The organism is Nocardiopsis sp. FIRDI 009 (assembly GCF_003386285.1).
Lineage (GTDB): Bacteria > Actinomycetota > Actinomycetes > Streptosporangiales > Streptosporangiaceae > Nocardiopsis.
Genome location: NZ_QPNC01000012.1, coordinates 60,427 through 75,022 on the forward strand (window position 1 = coordinate 60,427; position 14,596 = coordinate 75,022).

The 14,596-nt window shown below is 70.7% G+C and carries 15 protein-coding genes; 12 read left to right on the top strand and 3 right to left on the bottom strand.

The window, feature by feature from the left end; genetic code table 11:
• Nucleotides 1–120 precede the first annotated feature (120 nt).
• From pstC to DVR05_RS10680, 6 genes are all read left to right on the top strand, one after another.
• Nucleotides 121–1,083 carry a phosphate ABC transporter permease subunit PstC gene (gene pstC / locus DVR05_RS10655; protein WP_116245692.1) on the top strand — a complete coding sequence of 321 codons (963 nt, stop codon included), beginning with the start codon at nucleotides 121–123 and terminating at the stop codon, nucleotides 1,081–1,083.
• Nucleotides 1,083–2,165 (top strand): phosphate ABC transporter permease PstA, encoded by a 1,083-nt coding sequence (pstA, locus tag DVR05_RS10660; protein WP_116245693.1) that lies wholly within the window; start codon nucleotides 1,083–1,085, stop codon nucleotides 2,163–2,165. Before pstC ends, pstA begins: the two co-directional genes overlap by 1 nt.
• Before the next feature lie 55 nt (nucleotides 2,166–2,220).
• Nucleotides 2,221–3,000 (top strand): phosphate ABC transporter ATP-binding protein PstB, encoded by a 780-nt coding sequence (gene pstB / locus DVR05_RS10665; protein WP_116245694.1) that lies wholly within the window; start codon nucleotides 2,221–2,223, stop codon nucleotides 2,998–3,000.
• A 93-nt stretch (nucleotides 3,001–3,093) separates the two neighbouring features.
• Nucleotides 3,094–4,062, top strand: a complete 969-nt coding sequence (locus DVR05_RS10670; RefSeq protein WP_116245695.1) for a nucleoside hydrolase — start codon at nucleotides 3,094–3,096, stop codon at nucleotides 4,060–4,062.
• Between the two features lie 58 nt (nucleotides 4,063–4,120).
• Nucleotides 4,121–4,471 carry a type II toxin-antitoxin system RelE/ParE family toxin gene (locus tag DVR05_RS10675; protein WP_116245696.1) on the top strand — a complete coding sequence of 117 codons (351 nt, stop codon included), beginning with the start codon at nucleotides 4,121–4,123 and terminating at the stop codon, nucleotides 4,469–4,471.
• A gap of 101 nt (nucleotides 4,472–4,572) precedes the next feature.
• Nucleotides 4,573–4,794, top strand: a complete 222-nt coding sequence (locus tag DVR05_RS10680) for a helix-turn-helix domain-containing protein (RefSeq protein ID WP_369974518.1) — start codon at nucleotides 4,573–4,575, stop codon at nucleotides 4,792–4,794.
• Between the two features lie 56 nt (nucleotides 4,795–4,850).
• On the opposite strand, the gene DVR05_RS10685 is transcribed toward DVR05_RS10680, so the two are convergent.
• A complete protein-coding gene (locus tag DVR05_RS10685) occupies nucleotides 4,851–5,468 on the bottom strand; it encodes a DUF47 domain-containing protein (RefSeq protein WP_116245698.1) in 618 nt (205 codons plus the stop codon).
• A gap of 435 nt (nucleotides 5,469–5,903) precedes the next feature.
• Between DVR05_RS10685 and DVR05_RS10690 the strand changes: the two genes are divergently transcribed.
• The 3 genes from DVR05_RS10690 to purM all read left to right on the top strand — a co-directional run bounded on the left by DVR05_RS10690 (nucleotide 5,904) and on the right by purM (nucleotide 9,061).
• Complete coding sequence (locus tag DVR05_RS10690; protein ID WP_116245746.1) at nucleotides 5,904–6,380, top strand: sterol carrier family protein; 477 nt, start codon at nucleotides 5,904–5,906, stop codon at nucleotides 6,378–6,380.
• Between the two features lie 9 nt (nucleotides 6,381–6,389).
• Entirely contained in the window at nucleotides 6,390–7,892 is a 1,503-nt protein-coding gene (gene purF / locus DVR05_RS10695; RefSeq protein ID WP_116245747.1) for an amidophosphoribosyltransferase, read from the top strand.
• A 104-nt stretch (nucleotides 7,893–7,996) separates the two neighbouring features.
• Complete coding sequence (purM, locus tag DVR05_RS10700) at nucleotides 7,997–9,061, top strand: phosphoribosylformylglycinamidine cyclo-ligase (protein WP_116245699.1); 1,065 nt, start codon at nucleotides 7,997–7,999, stop codon at nucleotides 9,059–9,061.
• A 158-nt stretch (nucleotides 9,062–9,219) separates the two neighbouring features.
• On the opposite strand, the gene DVR05_RS10705 is transcribed toward purM, so the two are convergent.
• On the bottom strand, nucleotides 9,220–9,447 hold the full coding sequence (locus tag DVR05_RS10705) for a DUF3073 domain-containing protein (protein WP_116245700.1): 228 nt from the start codon (nucleotides 9,445–9,447) through the stop codon (nucleotides 9,220–9,222).
• A 253-nt stretch (nucleotides 9,448–9,700) separates the two neighbouring features.
• Between DVR05_RS10705 and DVR05_RS10710 the strand changes: the two genes are divergently transcribed.
• The 3 genes from DVR05_RS10710 to DVR05_RS10720 all read left to right on the top strand — a co-directional run bounded on the left by DVR05_RS10710 (nucleotide 9,701) and on the right by DVR05_RS10720 (nucleotide 12,969).
• Nucleotides 9,701–10,534: a hypothetical protein gene (locus tag DVR05_RS10710; protein WP_198659128.1), complete on the top strand. Its 834-nt coding sequence runs from the start codon at nucleotides 9,701–9,703 to the stop codon at nucleotides 10,532–10,534.
• A gap of 705 nt (nucleotides 10,535–11,239) precedes the next feature.
• Nucleotides 11,240–11,443: a developmental transcriptional regulator BldC gene (gene bldC / locus DVR05_RS10715; protein WP_017600591.1), complete on the top strand. Its 204-nt coding sequence runs from the start codon at nucleotides 11,240–11,242 to the stop codon at nucleotides 11,441–11,443.
• Nucleotides 11,444–11,733: 290 nt separating this feature from the next.
• Nucleotides 11,734–12,969, top strand: coding sequence for an FAD-dependent oxidoreductase (locus tag DVR05_RS10720; protein ID WP_116245702.1), 1,236 nt, complete (start codon nucleotides 11,734–11,736; stop codon nucleotides 12,967–12,969).
• A 56-nt stretch (nucleotides 12,970–13,025) separates the two neighbouring features.
• Here DVR05_RS10720 and DVR05_RS10725 read toward each other — a convergent pair whose 3' ends face one another.
• Entirely contained in the window at nucleotides 13,026–14,339 is a 1,314-nt protein-coding gene (locus DVR05_RS10725) for a hypothetical protein (protein WP_232832075.1), read from the bottom strand.
• Nucleotides 14,340–14,596: the final 257 nt, after the last annotated feature.

A 14,596-nucleotide genomic window follows, 5' to 3' on the forward strand; every position in this document is an offset into this window, starting at 1 on the left:
CACCCCGTGGACGACGCCCGCCCGGATCCACGGTGCCCGGAGCCGTCGCGCGAGCCGCGCGCCGACCCGGCACGGCCCAGGTGACCAGCCCTGACATCCTTTCCGAACCGGAGCCAATCCATGACGACCACGGACGCGCCCCAGGCGGCACCACCGCCCACGGGAAGGCGCCGGATCGGCGACACCGTCTTCGCCGGGCTCGCCCGAGGCTCGGGCCTCCTCATCCTGCTGATCCTCGCCGGGGTCGCCGCCTTCCTGATCATCCAGGCCTGGCCCTCGCTCGCCGCCAACACCGCGAACTTCCTCACCACCCAGGAGTGGGACGCCAACGTCCGGGAGAACCCCGCGTTCGGTGTCGCGGCACTGGCCTTCGGCACCGTCCTGGCGGCCGCCATCGCGCTGCTGCTGGCCACCCCCGTCGCCGTCGGGATCGCGCTGTTCATCGTCTACTACGCGCCCCGCAGGGTCGCCGCCGTGCTCGGCTACCTGGTCGACCTGCTCGCCGCCATCCCCAGCGTCGTCTACGGCCTGTGGGGCATCGGGTTCCTCGCCCCGCAGCTCGTCCCCGTCTTCCGCGGCATGACGGAGTACCTGGGCTGGATCCCGCTGTTCTCCGGCCCCGCCTCCACCTCCGGCCGCACGATCCTCACCGCCTCCGTCGTGCTGGCGGTCATGATCCTGCCGATCATCACCGCGATGTCGCGCGACGTGTTCCGGCAGGTGCCGCAGGGCCACCGTGAGGCCGCGCTCGCGATGGGGGCCACCCGCTGGGAGATGATCCGGCTGGCCGTGCTGCCCTTCGGCCGCTCCGGCGTCGTCGGCGGCGCGATGCTCGGTCTGGGCCGTGCCCTGGGCGAGACCATGGCCGTCGCGATGATCCTGTCGCCGTCGCTCGCGATCTCCTTCGACCTGCTCCGGAGCGGCAACCAGACCATCGCCGCGCACATCGCGCTCCAGTACCCGGAGGCCACCGGGTACGGCGTGTCCGCGCTGATCGCCGCCGGTCTGGTCCTGTTCGCGATCACCCTCGCCGTCAACATGGGCGCCCGCTACATCGTGGCGCGGGGCAGCAAGGAGGCCTGATGAGCACGACGACCACGCAGCCCCCCGGTCCCGAGACCGGACCGACCGAGGCCGCCCTCCGGCACGCGTCCCTGCCCCGCTACTTCCCCACCGCCCTGCTCGCGTCCTGCGCCGCCGTGGTGGCCGGGGTCCTCCTGGCCTTCTCCTCGTTCGGCGCCATCCTGTGGGCGCTGCTGACCGCCGCGTCCTACGTGGTGATCACCGTGACCGCCTCCGCGCGTGTCGAGGGCGGACGCAAGGCCACGGACCGGTTCGTCACGTCGCTGGTGTACGGGTGCTTCCTGCTCGCGATCGCGCCCCTGGTGTCGGTGCTGTGGACCGTGCTCCGGAACGGCTTCGACCGCTTCGACGGGTACTTCCTGTCGGTGTCGATGAACGGCGTCCTGCCGAGCATGGACGCGGGCGGCGTCTACCACGCGATCGTCGGCACGCTGGCGATCACCGGGATGGCCACGCTCATCTCCGTGCCGATCGGCGTCATGACCGCCGTGTACCTGGTGGAGTACGCCAGGGGCCGGATCAAGCGCGTCATCACCTTCTTCGTGGACGTCATGACGGGCATCCCGTCGATCGTCGCCGGCCTGTTCGTCGTCGCCCTGTGGATGGTGCTGTTCGGCCCCGGTCACACCAACGGAGCCGCGGGCGCCATCTCCCTCGCCGTGCTGATGATCCCCGTCGTGGTCCGCTCCAGCGAGGAGATGCTCCGCCTGGTCCCGCGCGACCTGCGCGAGGCCTCCTACGCGCTGGGCGTACCCAGGTGGCGGACGATCACCAGGGTGGTCCTGCCCACCTCGGCCGCCGGTCTGACCACCGGGATCATGCTCGCCATCGCGCGCGTTATCGGGGAGACGGCGCCGCTGATCCTCACGGCGGGCTCCTCGGCGGTGTCGATCAACTGGAACCTGTTCGACGGCCAGATGATGAGCCTCCCGGTCTTCATCTACTCACAGGTCCGCATGGGCGGTGCCGTCAACTACGAGCGGGCCTGGGCCGCGGCGCTGACGCTGATCCTGACGGTGATGCTGCTGTTCTTCCTGGCCCGGATGATCGGCCGCGCGTTCGCGCCGAAGTCCGCCCGCTGACCCGTACCAACCGCCCCGCGCACCGCGCGTCGAGCTCACTCACGAGGAACATCCAGTGGCCAAACGAATCGACGTCTCCGGACTCCACGTCTACTACGGCGACTTCCTCGCCGTGGAGGACGTGTCCATGACCATCGAACCGCGGTCGGTGACCGCGTTCATCGGGTCGTCCGGCTGCGGCAAGTCGACCTTCCTGCGCACCCTCAACCGGATGCACGAGGTGACCCCGGGCGCGTACGCGCGGGGCAAGGTGCTCCTGGACGACCTGGACATCTACGGCCCCGACGTGGACCCCGTGCTGGTCCGCAGCGAGGTCGGCATGGTCTTCCAGAAGGCCAACCCGTTCCCGACGATGTCGATCTACGACAACGTCATCGCGGGCGCCAAGCTGAACAACAGGCGGATGAGCCGCTCCGAGGCGGACGACCTGGTGGAGGAGTCGCTGCGCGGCGCCAACCTGTGGGAGGAGGTCAAGGACCGGCTGCACAAGCCGGGTTCGGGCCTCTCCGGCGGTCAGCAGCAGCGCCTGTGCATCGCGCGCGCCACGGCGGTCAAGCCGTCCGTGCTGCTCATGGACGAACCGTGCTCCGCGCTGGACCCGATCTCGACGCTGGCGATCGAGGACCTCATCCACCAGCTGAAGGAGGACTACACGATCGTGATCGTCACCCACAACATGCAGCAGGCGGCGCGCGTGTCCGACCGGACCGCCTTCTTCAACCTGGCCGGTCCGGGCAAGCCCGGCAGGCTCATCGAGATGGGCGAGACCAACCAGATGTTCACCCGGCCGGAGAAGAAGGAGACGGAGAACTACATCACCGGCCGGTTCGGGTGACCGGTCCCCTCACGCGGCCCCGGCGGGGCCGGTGACCGACCAGGGGTCCGGTTCGGGTAGATTTCCCCTCTGACCTCGGACAAGGGAGGCCCCGTGCCCACTCCTGTGGTGATCGACACCGACACGGCGCAGGACGACTGCGTCGCCCTCCTCGTGGGGCTGCTCGACCCCGCCGCCGACCTGAGGGCGATCACCATGGTCGCGGGCAACGTCGGCTTCGACCAGCAGGTGCGCAACGCCTTCCTCACGCTCAACGTCGCCGGCCGGCTCGGTGAGGTGCCCGTGCACCTGGGCTGCCGGGGGCCGCTGACGCGCGAGTGGGTCAGCGCGGAGAACGTGCACGGCGACGGTTCGGGCGGTCTGCGCATGGACCAGTCCGGGCTGGAGCCGGAGTCCGAGCACGCCGTGGACGCCCTGATCCGGCTGGCCGCCGAGCACCCCGGGGAGCTGTCGATCGTGGCGATCGGCCCCCTGACCAACATCGCCGTGGCCGTGGCCAAGGACCCCGACTTCGCCCGCAACGTCGGCTCGCTGTACGTGATGGGCGGGTCCAACAACGGGCGCGGCAACATCACCGCCGCCGCGGAGTTCAACTTCTACGTGGACCCCGAGGCGGCCAAGGCCGTGTTCGCGGCCGGGTTCGACGTGACGGTCGTCCCCTGGGACCCGCTGACGCTGCGCCAGGCCGTCTTCGGGCAGGAGCGGCTGGAGGCGATCGCGGCCATCGGCACGCCGCTCTCCGGCTTCTTCACGGACGTGTGCGCGGCGACCCTGGAGTTCGACCGCAGCGTGGGCATCGACGGCACCACGCACCCCGACTCACTCACCGCCGCCGTGCTGCTCCACCCGGAGCTGGTCCGCCGGTCCGCGCGCTACCACGTGGACGTGGAGACGGCCGGTGAGCTGACCCGGGGGTACTCGGCCATGTCCTGGGGCGTGCACGGCCTGGAGCCCAACGCCACGGTCGTGGAGGAGATCGACGCCGAGGGGTTCCACGCCTACCTCAGCGGAGTCCTGGCCACCGAGACCACCCCGGCCCGGGAGATCACCCGCGCCGGATGACCGCCGCCCCTTTCGCCATCACCCTCAGTGCCGTTCCGACCTCTATAGCATCAATGCTATGACCTGGGGCACGGTCGAACTGGAACCTGAAGTGGAACGATGGCTTGGGGGTCTGTCCGACGAAGAATGGGCGCAGGCTCTGTTCCACCTGGATCTGCTGGAATGCCGTGGTGTCGGCCCGGGATTCCCGTACACGAGTCAGCTGGACGGCGAACTACGGGAGCTACGGTCCTATTGCGGCGGGCGCCGGGTACGCGTCACCTACTCCATCGCCGCCGGGCGGCGAATCATCATGCCGACCGTGTTCCACAAGACCCGAGCCCGGGAGTCAGCCGAGGTCCGACGTGCTCTCCGCGCGATGCACGACTGTGTCAACGCCGGCCACACGGTCGATGAGGAGTCACCATGAACACTCCCCCGAGGAGATCCCTGTCCGATCTGAAGTCTTCTGGACGGTTCGATCGCCCCGCGGTACGAGAGGCATACGAGCTCACCCGGCTGCGTTTCGAATTGGCTGAAACGGTTCGGCTCCGCCGTGGGGAACTCGGCTGGTCCCAGTCGGAGCTGGGCCGCCGTGCGGGGATGCCCCAGTCGAGCGTCGCCCGTTTCGAACACGGCGGAACCCAGCCCACGCTTCCCACACTGGAGCGGCTCGCCGAGGCCCTGGGACTCGTCCTGCGCGTACGCATGGAGGACCCCGAGGCCCGGGACCACGGCCTCAGCCGCGTGTAGCACGCCCGGTGCCCGCACACCCGGTTCCGGGGCGCCGAGGCGACGCCCCGGACGGCTCAGCTGTTCTTGACGACGATCGTCTCCACCGTGTTCGCCACGTGCTCGAACGCGTCCGCCGCGGTCTCCAGCTCCTCGATCACGTCCTTGAGCTTGAGCACCGTCAGCGCGTCGTACTCGCCGCTGAACAGCTTGGCGAGCAGCTTGCGGTAGATCCGGTCGGCCTGGTTCTCCAACTGGTTGATCTCGATCCAGTACCGGGTCAGGTCCTCCAGCGTCCGCAGCCGCGGCATCGCCTCCGCGGTCAGCTCGGCCGCGCGCTCCAGGACCTCGATCTGGTCGATGATCCCCTTGGGCAGCCGCTCCAGTCCGTAGAGTCCGATCAGGTCGACGGCGGCCTCCATCGAGTCCATGACGTCGTCCAGGTTCGAGGCCAGCCGGTAGATGTCCTCCCGGTGGATCGGCGGTGCCGAGCTCTTGTTGAGCCGCCGCATGATGGCGTGGGTGGCGTCGTCACCGGCGTGCTCACAGGCACGCATCTTCTCTCCGATGGCCTCCCGGTCGGCCCCGTCACTCATCAGCTCCACCAGCAGGCGGGCCGCGATGACCAGGTTGTTCGCCGAGTCGGTGAACATCTCGTAGTAACTGTCATCACGCGGGCGCAGGCGCAGGCGCACGTCGTTTCTCCCGATGGTGCGGTGGTCTTCCTTCGTGGATGGTAAGTGTGCTGGCCAGCCGGTCGGCGCGGCGGCCTCGCGTGGTACGGGCCCGGGGTCTGGCGGTCGGGGAGGTGGCCGGACCGGTTCACCCTTCGTTCACCTGTTCAGTGTCGGTGCGCGGAACTCCGTCCTGCGGGCGTTCCATCGCATTCCTCCCAGTCTCAGTGACATCGGGACGGTTCGGGACGCTACCGTGTCACGCCCCCGCTGGCCAGCGGTGCGCTGAGACAGGAATCACCCAAGTGTGCGGAGAACGGTGGACAGGCCCACCGCGGTTCCCCGATGTCCACCATCGGTCCATATCTCGGCAATGGCAAGTATCCCTCCCGTTCACAGATCCGATACCCCCCTGTGCCCGCCCTCCGGCGCGGCGCCTTCCGTAGGCTGCTGTCCATGCCTTCCGCTCTGACCGCGAGCGCCGTACGGCGGCTCCGCACGGCCCTGGCCGACCAACTCCGCGCCCTGGGGGATCCCCCCTTCGAGGGCTCCGATGAGGAGGCCGCCGCGGCCTGCGCCCGTGCCGTCCTGCGCGCCGACGCCCCCCAGCGCGCGGCGGTCAAGGCGGCCGTACGCGCCACTCTGGCCGTGCTGGCCGACCGCGCCCCGGGCAACAGCCTGGAGGTGCGCGTCCCCCCGCACGGGGCGGTCCAGGCGGTCGAGGGCCCCCGGCACACGAGGGGGACCCCGCCCGGTGTCGTGGAGACCGACCCCCTCACCTGGCTGCGCCTCGCGACCGGCCGGACCCCGTGGGACGAGGCGGTCTCGGACCACTCCGTCCAGGCCAGCGGCGCCCGGTCCGACCTGTCCCCGTGGCTCCCCCTGTGGTCCGACCGCCCCCCGGGTGGCGCCGAGCCGACGGGCAGGCACTAAGCTGTGGGTGTGTCGTACTCCGACGGCCGGCTCTCCATGGACCTCGATCCGCTCGAACGCGGCCCGCAGGACGCCTGCGGTGTCTTCGGGGTCTGGGCACCCGGCGAAGAAGTCAGCAAGCTCACCTACTTCGGTCTCTACGCTCTCCAGCACCGCGGGCAGGAATCCGCGGGCATCGCGCTGAGCGACGGGGAGCGGATCGTCGTCTACAAGGACATGGGGCTCGTCTCCCAGGTCTTCAACGAGGCGACGCTCGAATCCCTGAACGGCCACCTCGCGATCGGCCACTGCCGTTACTCCACCACCGGCTCCCCGGTGTGGGAGAACGCGCAGCCGACCTTCTACTCGGCGCGTGAGGGCGGCCTGGCGCTCGGCCACAACGGCAACCTCATCAACACGCCGGAGCTGGCGGCGATGCTGCCGGACTCCCGGCGGGGCGCCACCACGGACACCGAGGTGCTCACCAACCTGTTGGCCGACCACGCCAACAGCGACTCCGAGCGCACCATGGAGGACGCCGCACTGGCCCTCCTGCCCAAGGTGCGGGGCGCCTTCTCCCTGGTCTTCATGGACGAGAACACCCTCTACGCGGCGCGCGACCCGCAGGGCATCCGCCCGTTCGTGCTCGGCCGCCTGGGCGAGTCGTCCAACGCCGGCGGCTGGGTGGTGGCGAGCGAGACCGCCGCCCTGGACATCGTCGGCGCCACCCTGGTCCGCGAGATCGAGCCCGGCGAGCTGCTGACCATCGACGAGCGCGGGGTCCGCTCCCGCCGCTTCGCGCCCGCCCGCCGCAAGGGCTGTCTGTTCGAGTACGTCTACCTGGCCCGCCCCGACACCACGATCGCCGGGCGCAACGTCAACTCCACCCGCGTCGAGGTGGGCCGCCGGCTGGCCAAGGAGCACCCGGTCGAGGCCGACCTGGTCATCCCGGTCCCCGAGTCCGGCACCCCCGCCGCCGTGGGGTACGCCGAGGCCAGCGGGATCCCCTTCGCCCAGGGCCTGGTGAAGAACTCCTACGTCGGTCGCACCTTCATCCAGCCCAGCCAGACCCTGCGCCAGCTCGGCATCCGGCTCAAGCTCAACCCGCTGCGCGAGGTCATCGAGGGCCGCCGCCTCGTGGTCGTGGACGACTCCATCGTCCGCGGCAACACCCAGCGCGCCCTGGTGCGGATGCTGCGCGACGCGGGCGCCGCCGAGGTGCACGTGCGCATCTCCAGCCCGCCCGTGCTGTGGCCGTGCTACTACGGCGTCGACTTCGCCACGCGCGCCGAGCTCATCGCCGCCAACCTGACGGTGGACGAGATCGCCGAGTCGGTCGGCGCCGACTCCCTGGCCTACGTCGACCTCGACGAGCTCATCGCCGCCTCCGAGGTGCCCAAGAACGATCTGTGCCGCGCCTGCTTCGACGGCGTGTACCCGATCGAGGTCGCCGACGACGCACGCGGCAAGTACCTGCTGGAGAAGCCCTGCGGGACTCCCGAGGACAGCGGTCTCGCCACGAGCGACACCTGATCGGGGCGCGGCGGACGGGGGTCCGCCGTGCCCGGGTTCCGGCGTGCCCCGACCGGGTTCGCCGTGCCCGCACCACCACCGAACACAGCACGAGGAGATCTCGCGTGGCAGCCGAGAGCACAGGGGCGACGGGCGCGTACGCGGCCGCGGGCGTCGACATCGCTGCGGGTGAGCGCGCCGTCGACCTGATGAAGAGTCACGTGGCGCGGACCCGCCGACCCGAGCAGGTCACCGACGCGAGCGGCTTCGCGGGTCTGTTCCGCCTGGACACGGGCAAGTACAAGGACCCGGTCCTGGCGACCTCCACCGACGGCGTGGGCACCAAGGTGATGCTCGCCCAGCAGCTCGACAAGCACGACACCATCGGCATCGACCTGGTCGCGATGGTCGTCGACGACCTGGTGGTCAGCGGCGCCGAGCCCCTGTTCATGACTGACTACGTCGCCTGCGGCTCGGTCGTCCCGGAGCGCATCGCCGAGATCGTCGGGGGTGTCGCGGAGGGCTGCCACCAGGCCGGGTGCGCGCTGATCGGCGGGGAGACCGCCGAACACCCCGGCGCGATGGAGCCCGACGAGTACGACCTGGCGGGCGCGGGCACGGGCGTGGTCGAGGGTGACGCCATCCTCGGTCCGGACCGGGTGCGCGAGGGCGACGCGGTCATCGCGATGGCCTCGTCCGGACCGCACTCCAACGGGTACTCGCTGGTCCGCAGCATCGTGGAGCGGGCCGGTCTCGACCTGCACGCGCACGTGCCGGAGCTGGACGGCGTCCTGGGCGAGGTCCTGCTGACCCCGACCCGCGTGTACGCCAAGGACTGCGTCGCGCTCACGGCGGCGGTCGAGGTGCACGCCTACTCGCACATCACCGGCGGCGGACTGGCCGCGAACCTGTCCCGGTCGCTGCCCGACCACCTGGACGCGGAGCTCGACCGCTCCACCTGGGCGCCCGCGCCCGTGTTCGGCTACCTGGCCGACAAGGGGGACGTGGCGCGGGACGACATGGAGGCCACGTTCAACATGGGTGTGGGCATGGTGGCGATCGTCGCCGCACAGGACGCCGAACGCGCCCTCGGCGTCCTGGCCGAGCGCGGCGTCCCGGCCTGGCGGCTGGGTGAGGTGACGTCCGGGTCCGGCCGGGCCCGCCTGAGCGGCGAGTACCGGAGCGCGTGAGACACGGGTCGCGCACCGGATCCGAACATAGCCGGTGCGAACCACGGCGTGGTTCGCACCGGCTATATCCACCTGTCCACCGTGGCCCCCGACTGGGGACCGGTGGGTGGCACAGGTCTGCGGTTGTTGTCCGAGCGACCTGTCAGTCCCGGCAACGACTACTTGTCGGAGTCCGAGTACTTGTCGGCAAGATCCGCGTAACGGTCGATCAGCTCGTCGTGAGGATCCGCGTAGAGGTCGTCCGGACCCGACGATCCGGAGGGAGACCCCTCGTCCTCAGCGACACCCAGCTCCGACCGCAGCCGATCAAGATCGGTCCCGCCGGTGCTGTACTTGAGCTTCCGGGCGACCTTCTGCTGCTTGGCCTTGGCTCGGCCGCGCCCCATTGGCTCGACCCCCTCAACGATTGGGTTCCGACGAACCCCAGATCACTTACTAACCCGCGGTAACGGGCTGACGGCCGTCAAACGCGACTGACGACCGGCGTCAGCGTACGTACACGTACAACCGTACCTGGTCGCACCCCACCCTGCCTACGCCACCCGGGTGTGACGGGTGTGGCCCGCGTCCGAACGGCCGTTCCGACGAGGGTTTGGCGGGGTGTGTGTCACGCACGGCGATGTGTGCCACGATGCGATCGTGCTGCCCTACACCGCTTACCTCCGGGTCTATCAGCCGATCGACGCGTTCTCGCCGAGTGACCGACGGTACTGGGAGGAGTACGCGGCCTCCCCCGACAGACCACGGAGGGTCAACGCGCTGGCCGCCGAGCACGCGGAGAGTCTGAGCAGGCTCATCACCACTCCCCCGGTGGTGGCCCCGGCGGAGGAGAGCCGGGACGCCTACCTGCGCCGGGTGGACGGTCGGTTGTACGTGTGCCCGTGGCAGACCAGGCTGCGTTCGTGGCGGGCGTTCACGGAGTTCACGAACACGATCCCGGTGCTGGTGAGCGGCGCGTTCGTCCCCGAGCACGAGGCGGACCGGGCCGAGGAGGGCTACCGGGAGTGGCGGGAGTCGGGAGCCGAGGTCCGGCCGGGCATCCTGTCGAGCAACTGGAAGATCCCGGTGCCGTGGTTCGTGCCCTTCGAGGACGCGGAGCGCTGCCTGGTCCTGTCGGCGGACACCACGCGCGCGCTGTTCTACCTGACCCGCGTGTCGCAGGCGCGACGGCGGCTGGACCACACGGTGGCGGTGCTGCGGGAGCGGGTCGGCGAGCACTCGGTGTCCTCGTCGACGGAGCGGCTCGTGGACTGGCTGGCGCTGACCGCGCACCCGAACGCGCTGCTGGAGCTCGACTACGGGGGGCTGCCGCACCTGTTGAGCGACGACGAGCTGAGCGGGGACCGCTCGGTCGCGGAGGTCTCCGAGGCGGTGGCGGCCCTCTCGGCCGGGGACATGGAGCACGTGATGAAGCTGCGCGAACGGCTCATCCGACGCTGGAGGTCGGTGCGCGCCCTGGAACACGCCAACTGAGGGTCACGGTTTCACCATGTTTTCGTGGACACCGATCACCAGAATGTCGTCATCTGAAGCCGTGGTGCGCGCCGCGCCACGCCGGGCGGCAACCTGGTATGCCAGGTTTCTTCGCGAGCGCGGACCGACTTTCCGCACGTGACAACGGTGCGAGCCAGGACGTCATCCCCGCACGCCACCAAGCCCGATGAAACTGGGCATAACGCCCGTTAGGGATCAGCGTAGACTGTAGCCGTTCCATCACCGAACGCACTCTGAGTGACGACGAAACCCTTGCCACGCGGGAGATCCAGCCTCCCGCCCCTCGGCTGAGACGGAGGGAGGCCCGCCCCGCCCGCGCACGACCCGCCCCCACCCGCGCAGCGGCTGACCAGGGACGTCAGCCCGTCTCCCCCAAGCCCGAACCACGGTTTCGGTCATGACCACGTAGCAGTTCGGACGCTCCGGATCGAGAAAAACGAGGCCGGAGAACGAAGTTTTGACCGAATACGCCACATGCCACTAAACGTGTCGCTAGAATCACTTAGCGTGACGCGGCCACGGGCGGCTTTCTTGGCCTCCCACGCGCAAAGTTGCTTGGAGTGGTCGCGCTATCACCTCGGGTGATGCCAATATGGACCCAGTGGAAATATTGGACATCCGGGCCAAGCGCCAGGAATAAGGCTCAAGGATCGGCACACAGATCCAGGAGGAGAGGCCGTACACATGTCAACTCGCACGCCCGAGGCGGAGCCCCTGTTGACCCCCGCCGAGGTTGCCACCATGTTCCGCGTGGACCCCAAGACCGTGACACGCTGGGCCAAGGCGGGCAAGCTGACCTCGATCCGCACCTTGGGCGGACACCGCCGCTACCGCGAGACTGAGGTCCGCGCTCTGCTGGCCGGAATCCCCAACCAGCGTACGGAGTGATCTCCCCGGTCTGTGCCGATTCCGGGGGGAACGGTCGGACAGGCTCCGGCTACTGACACTGACACAGGCGACGGGCGGGTTTCCCAGGGACGGGCCCGCCCGTCACCCTCCACCACCCTCAACCGACGGCCTCCGGCCGCACCAACCCCCACCCCGTCACCCTCCACCACCCTCAACCGACGGCCTCCGGCCGCACCAACCCCCACCCCGTCACCCTCCCACCGAACTCCTCAGCGGGCTCGTTCCCGGCTCCGGCCAACGGGTATCACCCTTGGTGAGGAGCGACGAACATGCGCGAACTGAGCACCCGGTGCTGTGTCGTCGGCGGCGGCCCGGCGGGGATGACCCTCGGCCTCCTGCTCGCCCGGCAGGGCGTGGACGTGACCGTCCTGGAGAAGCACGCCGACTTCCTGCGCGACTTCCGCGGCGACACCATCCACCCCTCCACCCAGGAGCTGATGTACCAGCTCGGCTGGGACGAGGAGTTCCACCGCCTCCCCCACGCGCGCCTGGACCGGATCAGCATCGACCTCCAGGGGCGGCCGGTCACCTTCGCCGACTTCCGGCGGCTGCCCGTGCACCACCCCTACGTGGCGTTCATGCCCCAGTGGGACTTCCTCGACTTCCTCGCCGAGAAGGGCCGCCGGTTCCCGTCCTTCCGGCTGCTGATGTCCACGTCGGGGACTGAACTCGTGATGTCCGAGGACAGGGTCACCGGCGTGCGCGCCTCGGGCGAGGACGGCGAACTGGAGATCTCCGCCGACCTCGTGGTCACCGCCGACGGTCGGCACTCGGCCCTCCGCGAGCAGGCCGGGCTCGCCCCCGTCACCTACGCGCCGCCGATGGACGTCCTGTGGCTGCGCGTGTCCCGCAGACCCACCGACTCCATCCCCTTCTTCACCGCGAGCGGTCGCGGTCTCGTGTCCATCGACCGGGGCGACTACTGGCAGTTGGCCTACCTGATCCGCCCCGGCGGGTTCGCGGACGTGCGCCGCGAGGGGCTGACCGCCCTGTGGGAGGGGATCACCGAGCTCGCCCCCGACCTGGCGGACCGGGTGGAGGAGATCGCCTCCTGGGACGACGTGCACCACCTCGCGGTCCGGGTCGACCGGCTGCGCCGCTGGTACCGGCCGGGGCTGCTGTGCATCGGCGACAGCGCGCACGCGATGTCGCCCGCGGGCGGGGTGGGGGTCAACCTGGCGGTGCAGGACGCCGTCGCCACCGCCAACATCGTGGGTCCGCGGCTGGCGGAGGGCACGGTGGAGGAGGGCGACCTGGCCCGTGTCCAGGCGCGGCGGATGTGGCCGACCCGCATCACCCAGGCGCTCCAGATCGTGATCGGGCGTCGGCTGTTCCGCCCGGACGGGCACAGGGTGCTCAACGTGCCCCTCGGGAACGACGGAGCGCGCGTTCCCGCGTTCGTACGCCTCTTCCGGTGGTTCCCGGCGCTGAGCCGCGTGACGGGCCGTCTCGTCGGCATCGGCGTGCGGCCGGAGCGCGTCGAGCCGGAGCGGGTCCGGGTGTGAGACGGGGCGGCCCGGCGGTGCTCCGCCGCGGCCGCCCCGTGTCCCGGGTTCCCCGGTCAGTCCTCGATCCGGTCGTCCATCGCCGTGGTCCGTTTCCGGGCGAGGAAGGTCGCGGTCGTACCGCCGCCGACGGCGACCACCGCCGCGACCACGAGCGCGGCCAGCGAACCGCCCGTCGTCGCCAACCGGCGCTCGGACGGGTCCTCGGTCCGGGTGGGCTTGGGCGTGGGGGTCGGGGAGGCATCGGGCGTGGGGGTCGGACCGGGGCTCGCCGTGGGGTCCCCGTCCCCCGGGGTGGGGGAGGCGTCCGTGTCGTAGGTGGACCCCAGGACCCGCGCCTCGGCGAAGTCCACGACCAGGCGGTCGCCGTCCTCCTCGCCGACCTGCACCCACACGGTCAGCCACGACCGGACTCCCCGGCCGTCCCAGTCCTCGTCCTCGTCCTCGAAGACGGCCTCGTTGACCGCGATGCCGACCCTGACCACGACCTCGTCGATCACGGAGCCGTCAGGGGCCAGGAAGGCGACACGATCGTCGACCACGTAGCCGTTCTCGGCGTCCTCCACCTCCTCCAGTTCGACGCCGGAGGCGCTCAGGCTCCCGTACTCCAAGGACGCCTCGGTGCGGCCGTCGAACCCGGCTGAGGCGGTCGAGACCACGTCGGAGAGGCGGAAACCGATCGTGTCGGCCGCGCCGGACCGGGGTTCGGCGTCGCTCTCGTCCAGGCGCACCGTGCCGTCACCAGCCGCCGAGGGGCTCGCGGACGGCTCCGTTCCGGTGGTCGGGGACCCGGTGTCCGGTGCTGGCCCGTCCCCGCCCAGGGACCGGTCCGGGGGGCCGGAGGAGGCGTCCGAGGAGTCCGCGGTGGGGTCGGCCGCGGTGGGTGTGGCCGCGGGGGCGGAGGGGGAGGTCGCGACGTCCGGGCCACCCGTCGGGTCGGAGCCGTCGGCGGCGTCCGCCTCGGGGGCGGCGGCGGTGCTCACCGGCGCCCACCCCTCCGGGGGCTCGACCAACCCGAGATCGACGAGGTCGGCCGCGCCCAGGCGGACGGTCGCCGACTCCACGGTGGTCGTGGCGTGGGCGCCGTCGGCGTCGATGGACGCGCCCGCCTCACCGGTGACCACCGCGTAGTCGGCGAGGGGACCCAGCAGGACCCCGGCGGCGGCGGTGTCCTCTATGTCGTCACCGAAGCTGGTGGCCGTCGCGTGCGCGGCGAGGAGGTCGCCGTCGGCCACCCTCGCCTGGGCGGTGCCCCAGACGAGCGCGTCCGCGCTCACGGGGGTGGCGAACGCGGCACCGAACACGCCCAGCCCGGCGAACAGGGCACCGGCGCCGAGGAGTCGGCGGGCGGTCAACTTGGGGGGAGTCACCACGACACTCCTGTCGTCTCAGGGGGATGCCGGTTCCGGCGCCTTCCCGGGGCCACCGCCCGGGCGGTGGTGGGTGGGGGCCGGTCGGCCGGGTGGGGGGAACGGGGGACGGGGTCGGCTCGGCCGGGGGCCGACCGTACCAGGGGCGGCACCGGACCACGCGCCGTGCCGGAGCCACCCGTTCGGTGGGCCCGGTCACGTGTCCCTTCCACCGCACCGGATACGGCATCCCGTCATCCTCGCTTCCTCGACGACCG

Coding starts and splice junctions, on each gene's coding strand:
- pstC (WP_116245692.1), top strand. CDS start 121: ATGACGACCACGGACGCGCCCCAGGCGGCACCACCGCCCACGGGAAGG.
- pstA (WP_116245693.1), top strand. CDS start 1,083: ATGAGCACGACGACCACGCAGCCCCCCGGTCCCGAGACCGGACCGACC.
- DVR05_RS10675 (WP_116245696.1), top strand. CDS start 4,121: ATGACCTGGGGCACGGTCGAACTGGAACCTGAAGTGGAACGATGGCTT.
- DVR05_RS10690 (WP_116245746.1), top strand. CDS start 5,904: ATGCCTTCCGCTCTGACCGCGAGCGCCGTACGGCGGCTCCGCACGGCC.
- DVR05_RS10705 (WP_116245700.1), bottom strand. CDS start 9,447: ATGGGGCGCGGCCGAGCCAAGGCCAAGCAGCAGAAGGTCGCCCGGAAG.
- bldC (WP_017600591.1), top strand. CDS start 11,240: ATGTCAACTCGCACGCCCGAGGCGGAGCCCCTGTTGACCCCCGCCGAG.
- DVR05_RS10720 (WP_116245702.1), top strand. CDS start 11,734: ATGCGCGAACTGAGCACCCGGTGCTGTGTCGTCGGCGGCGGCCCGGCG.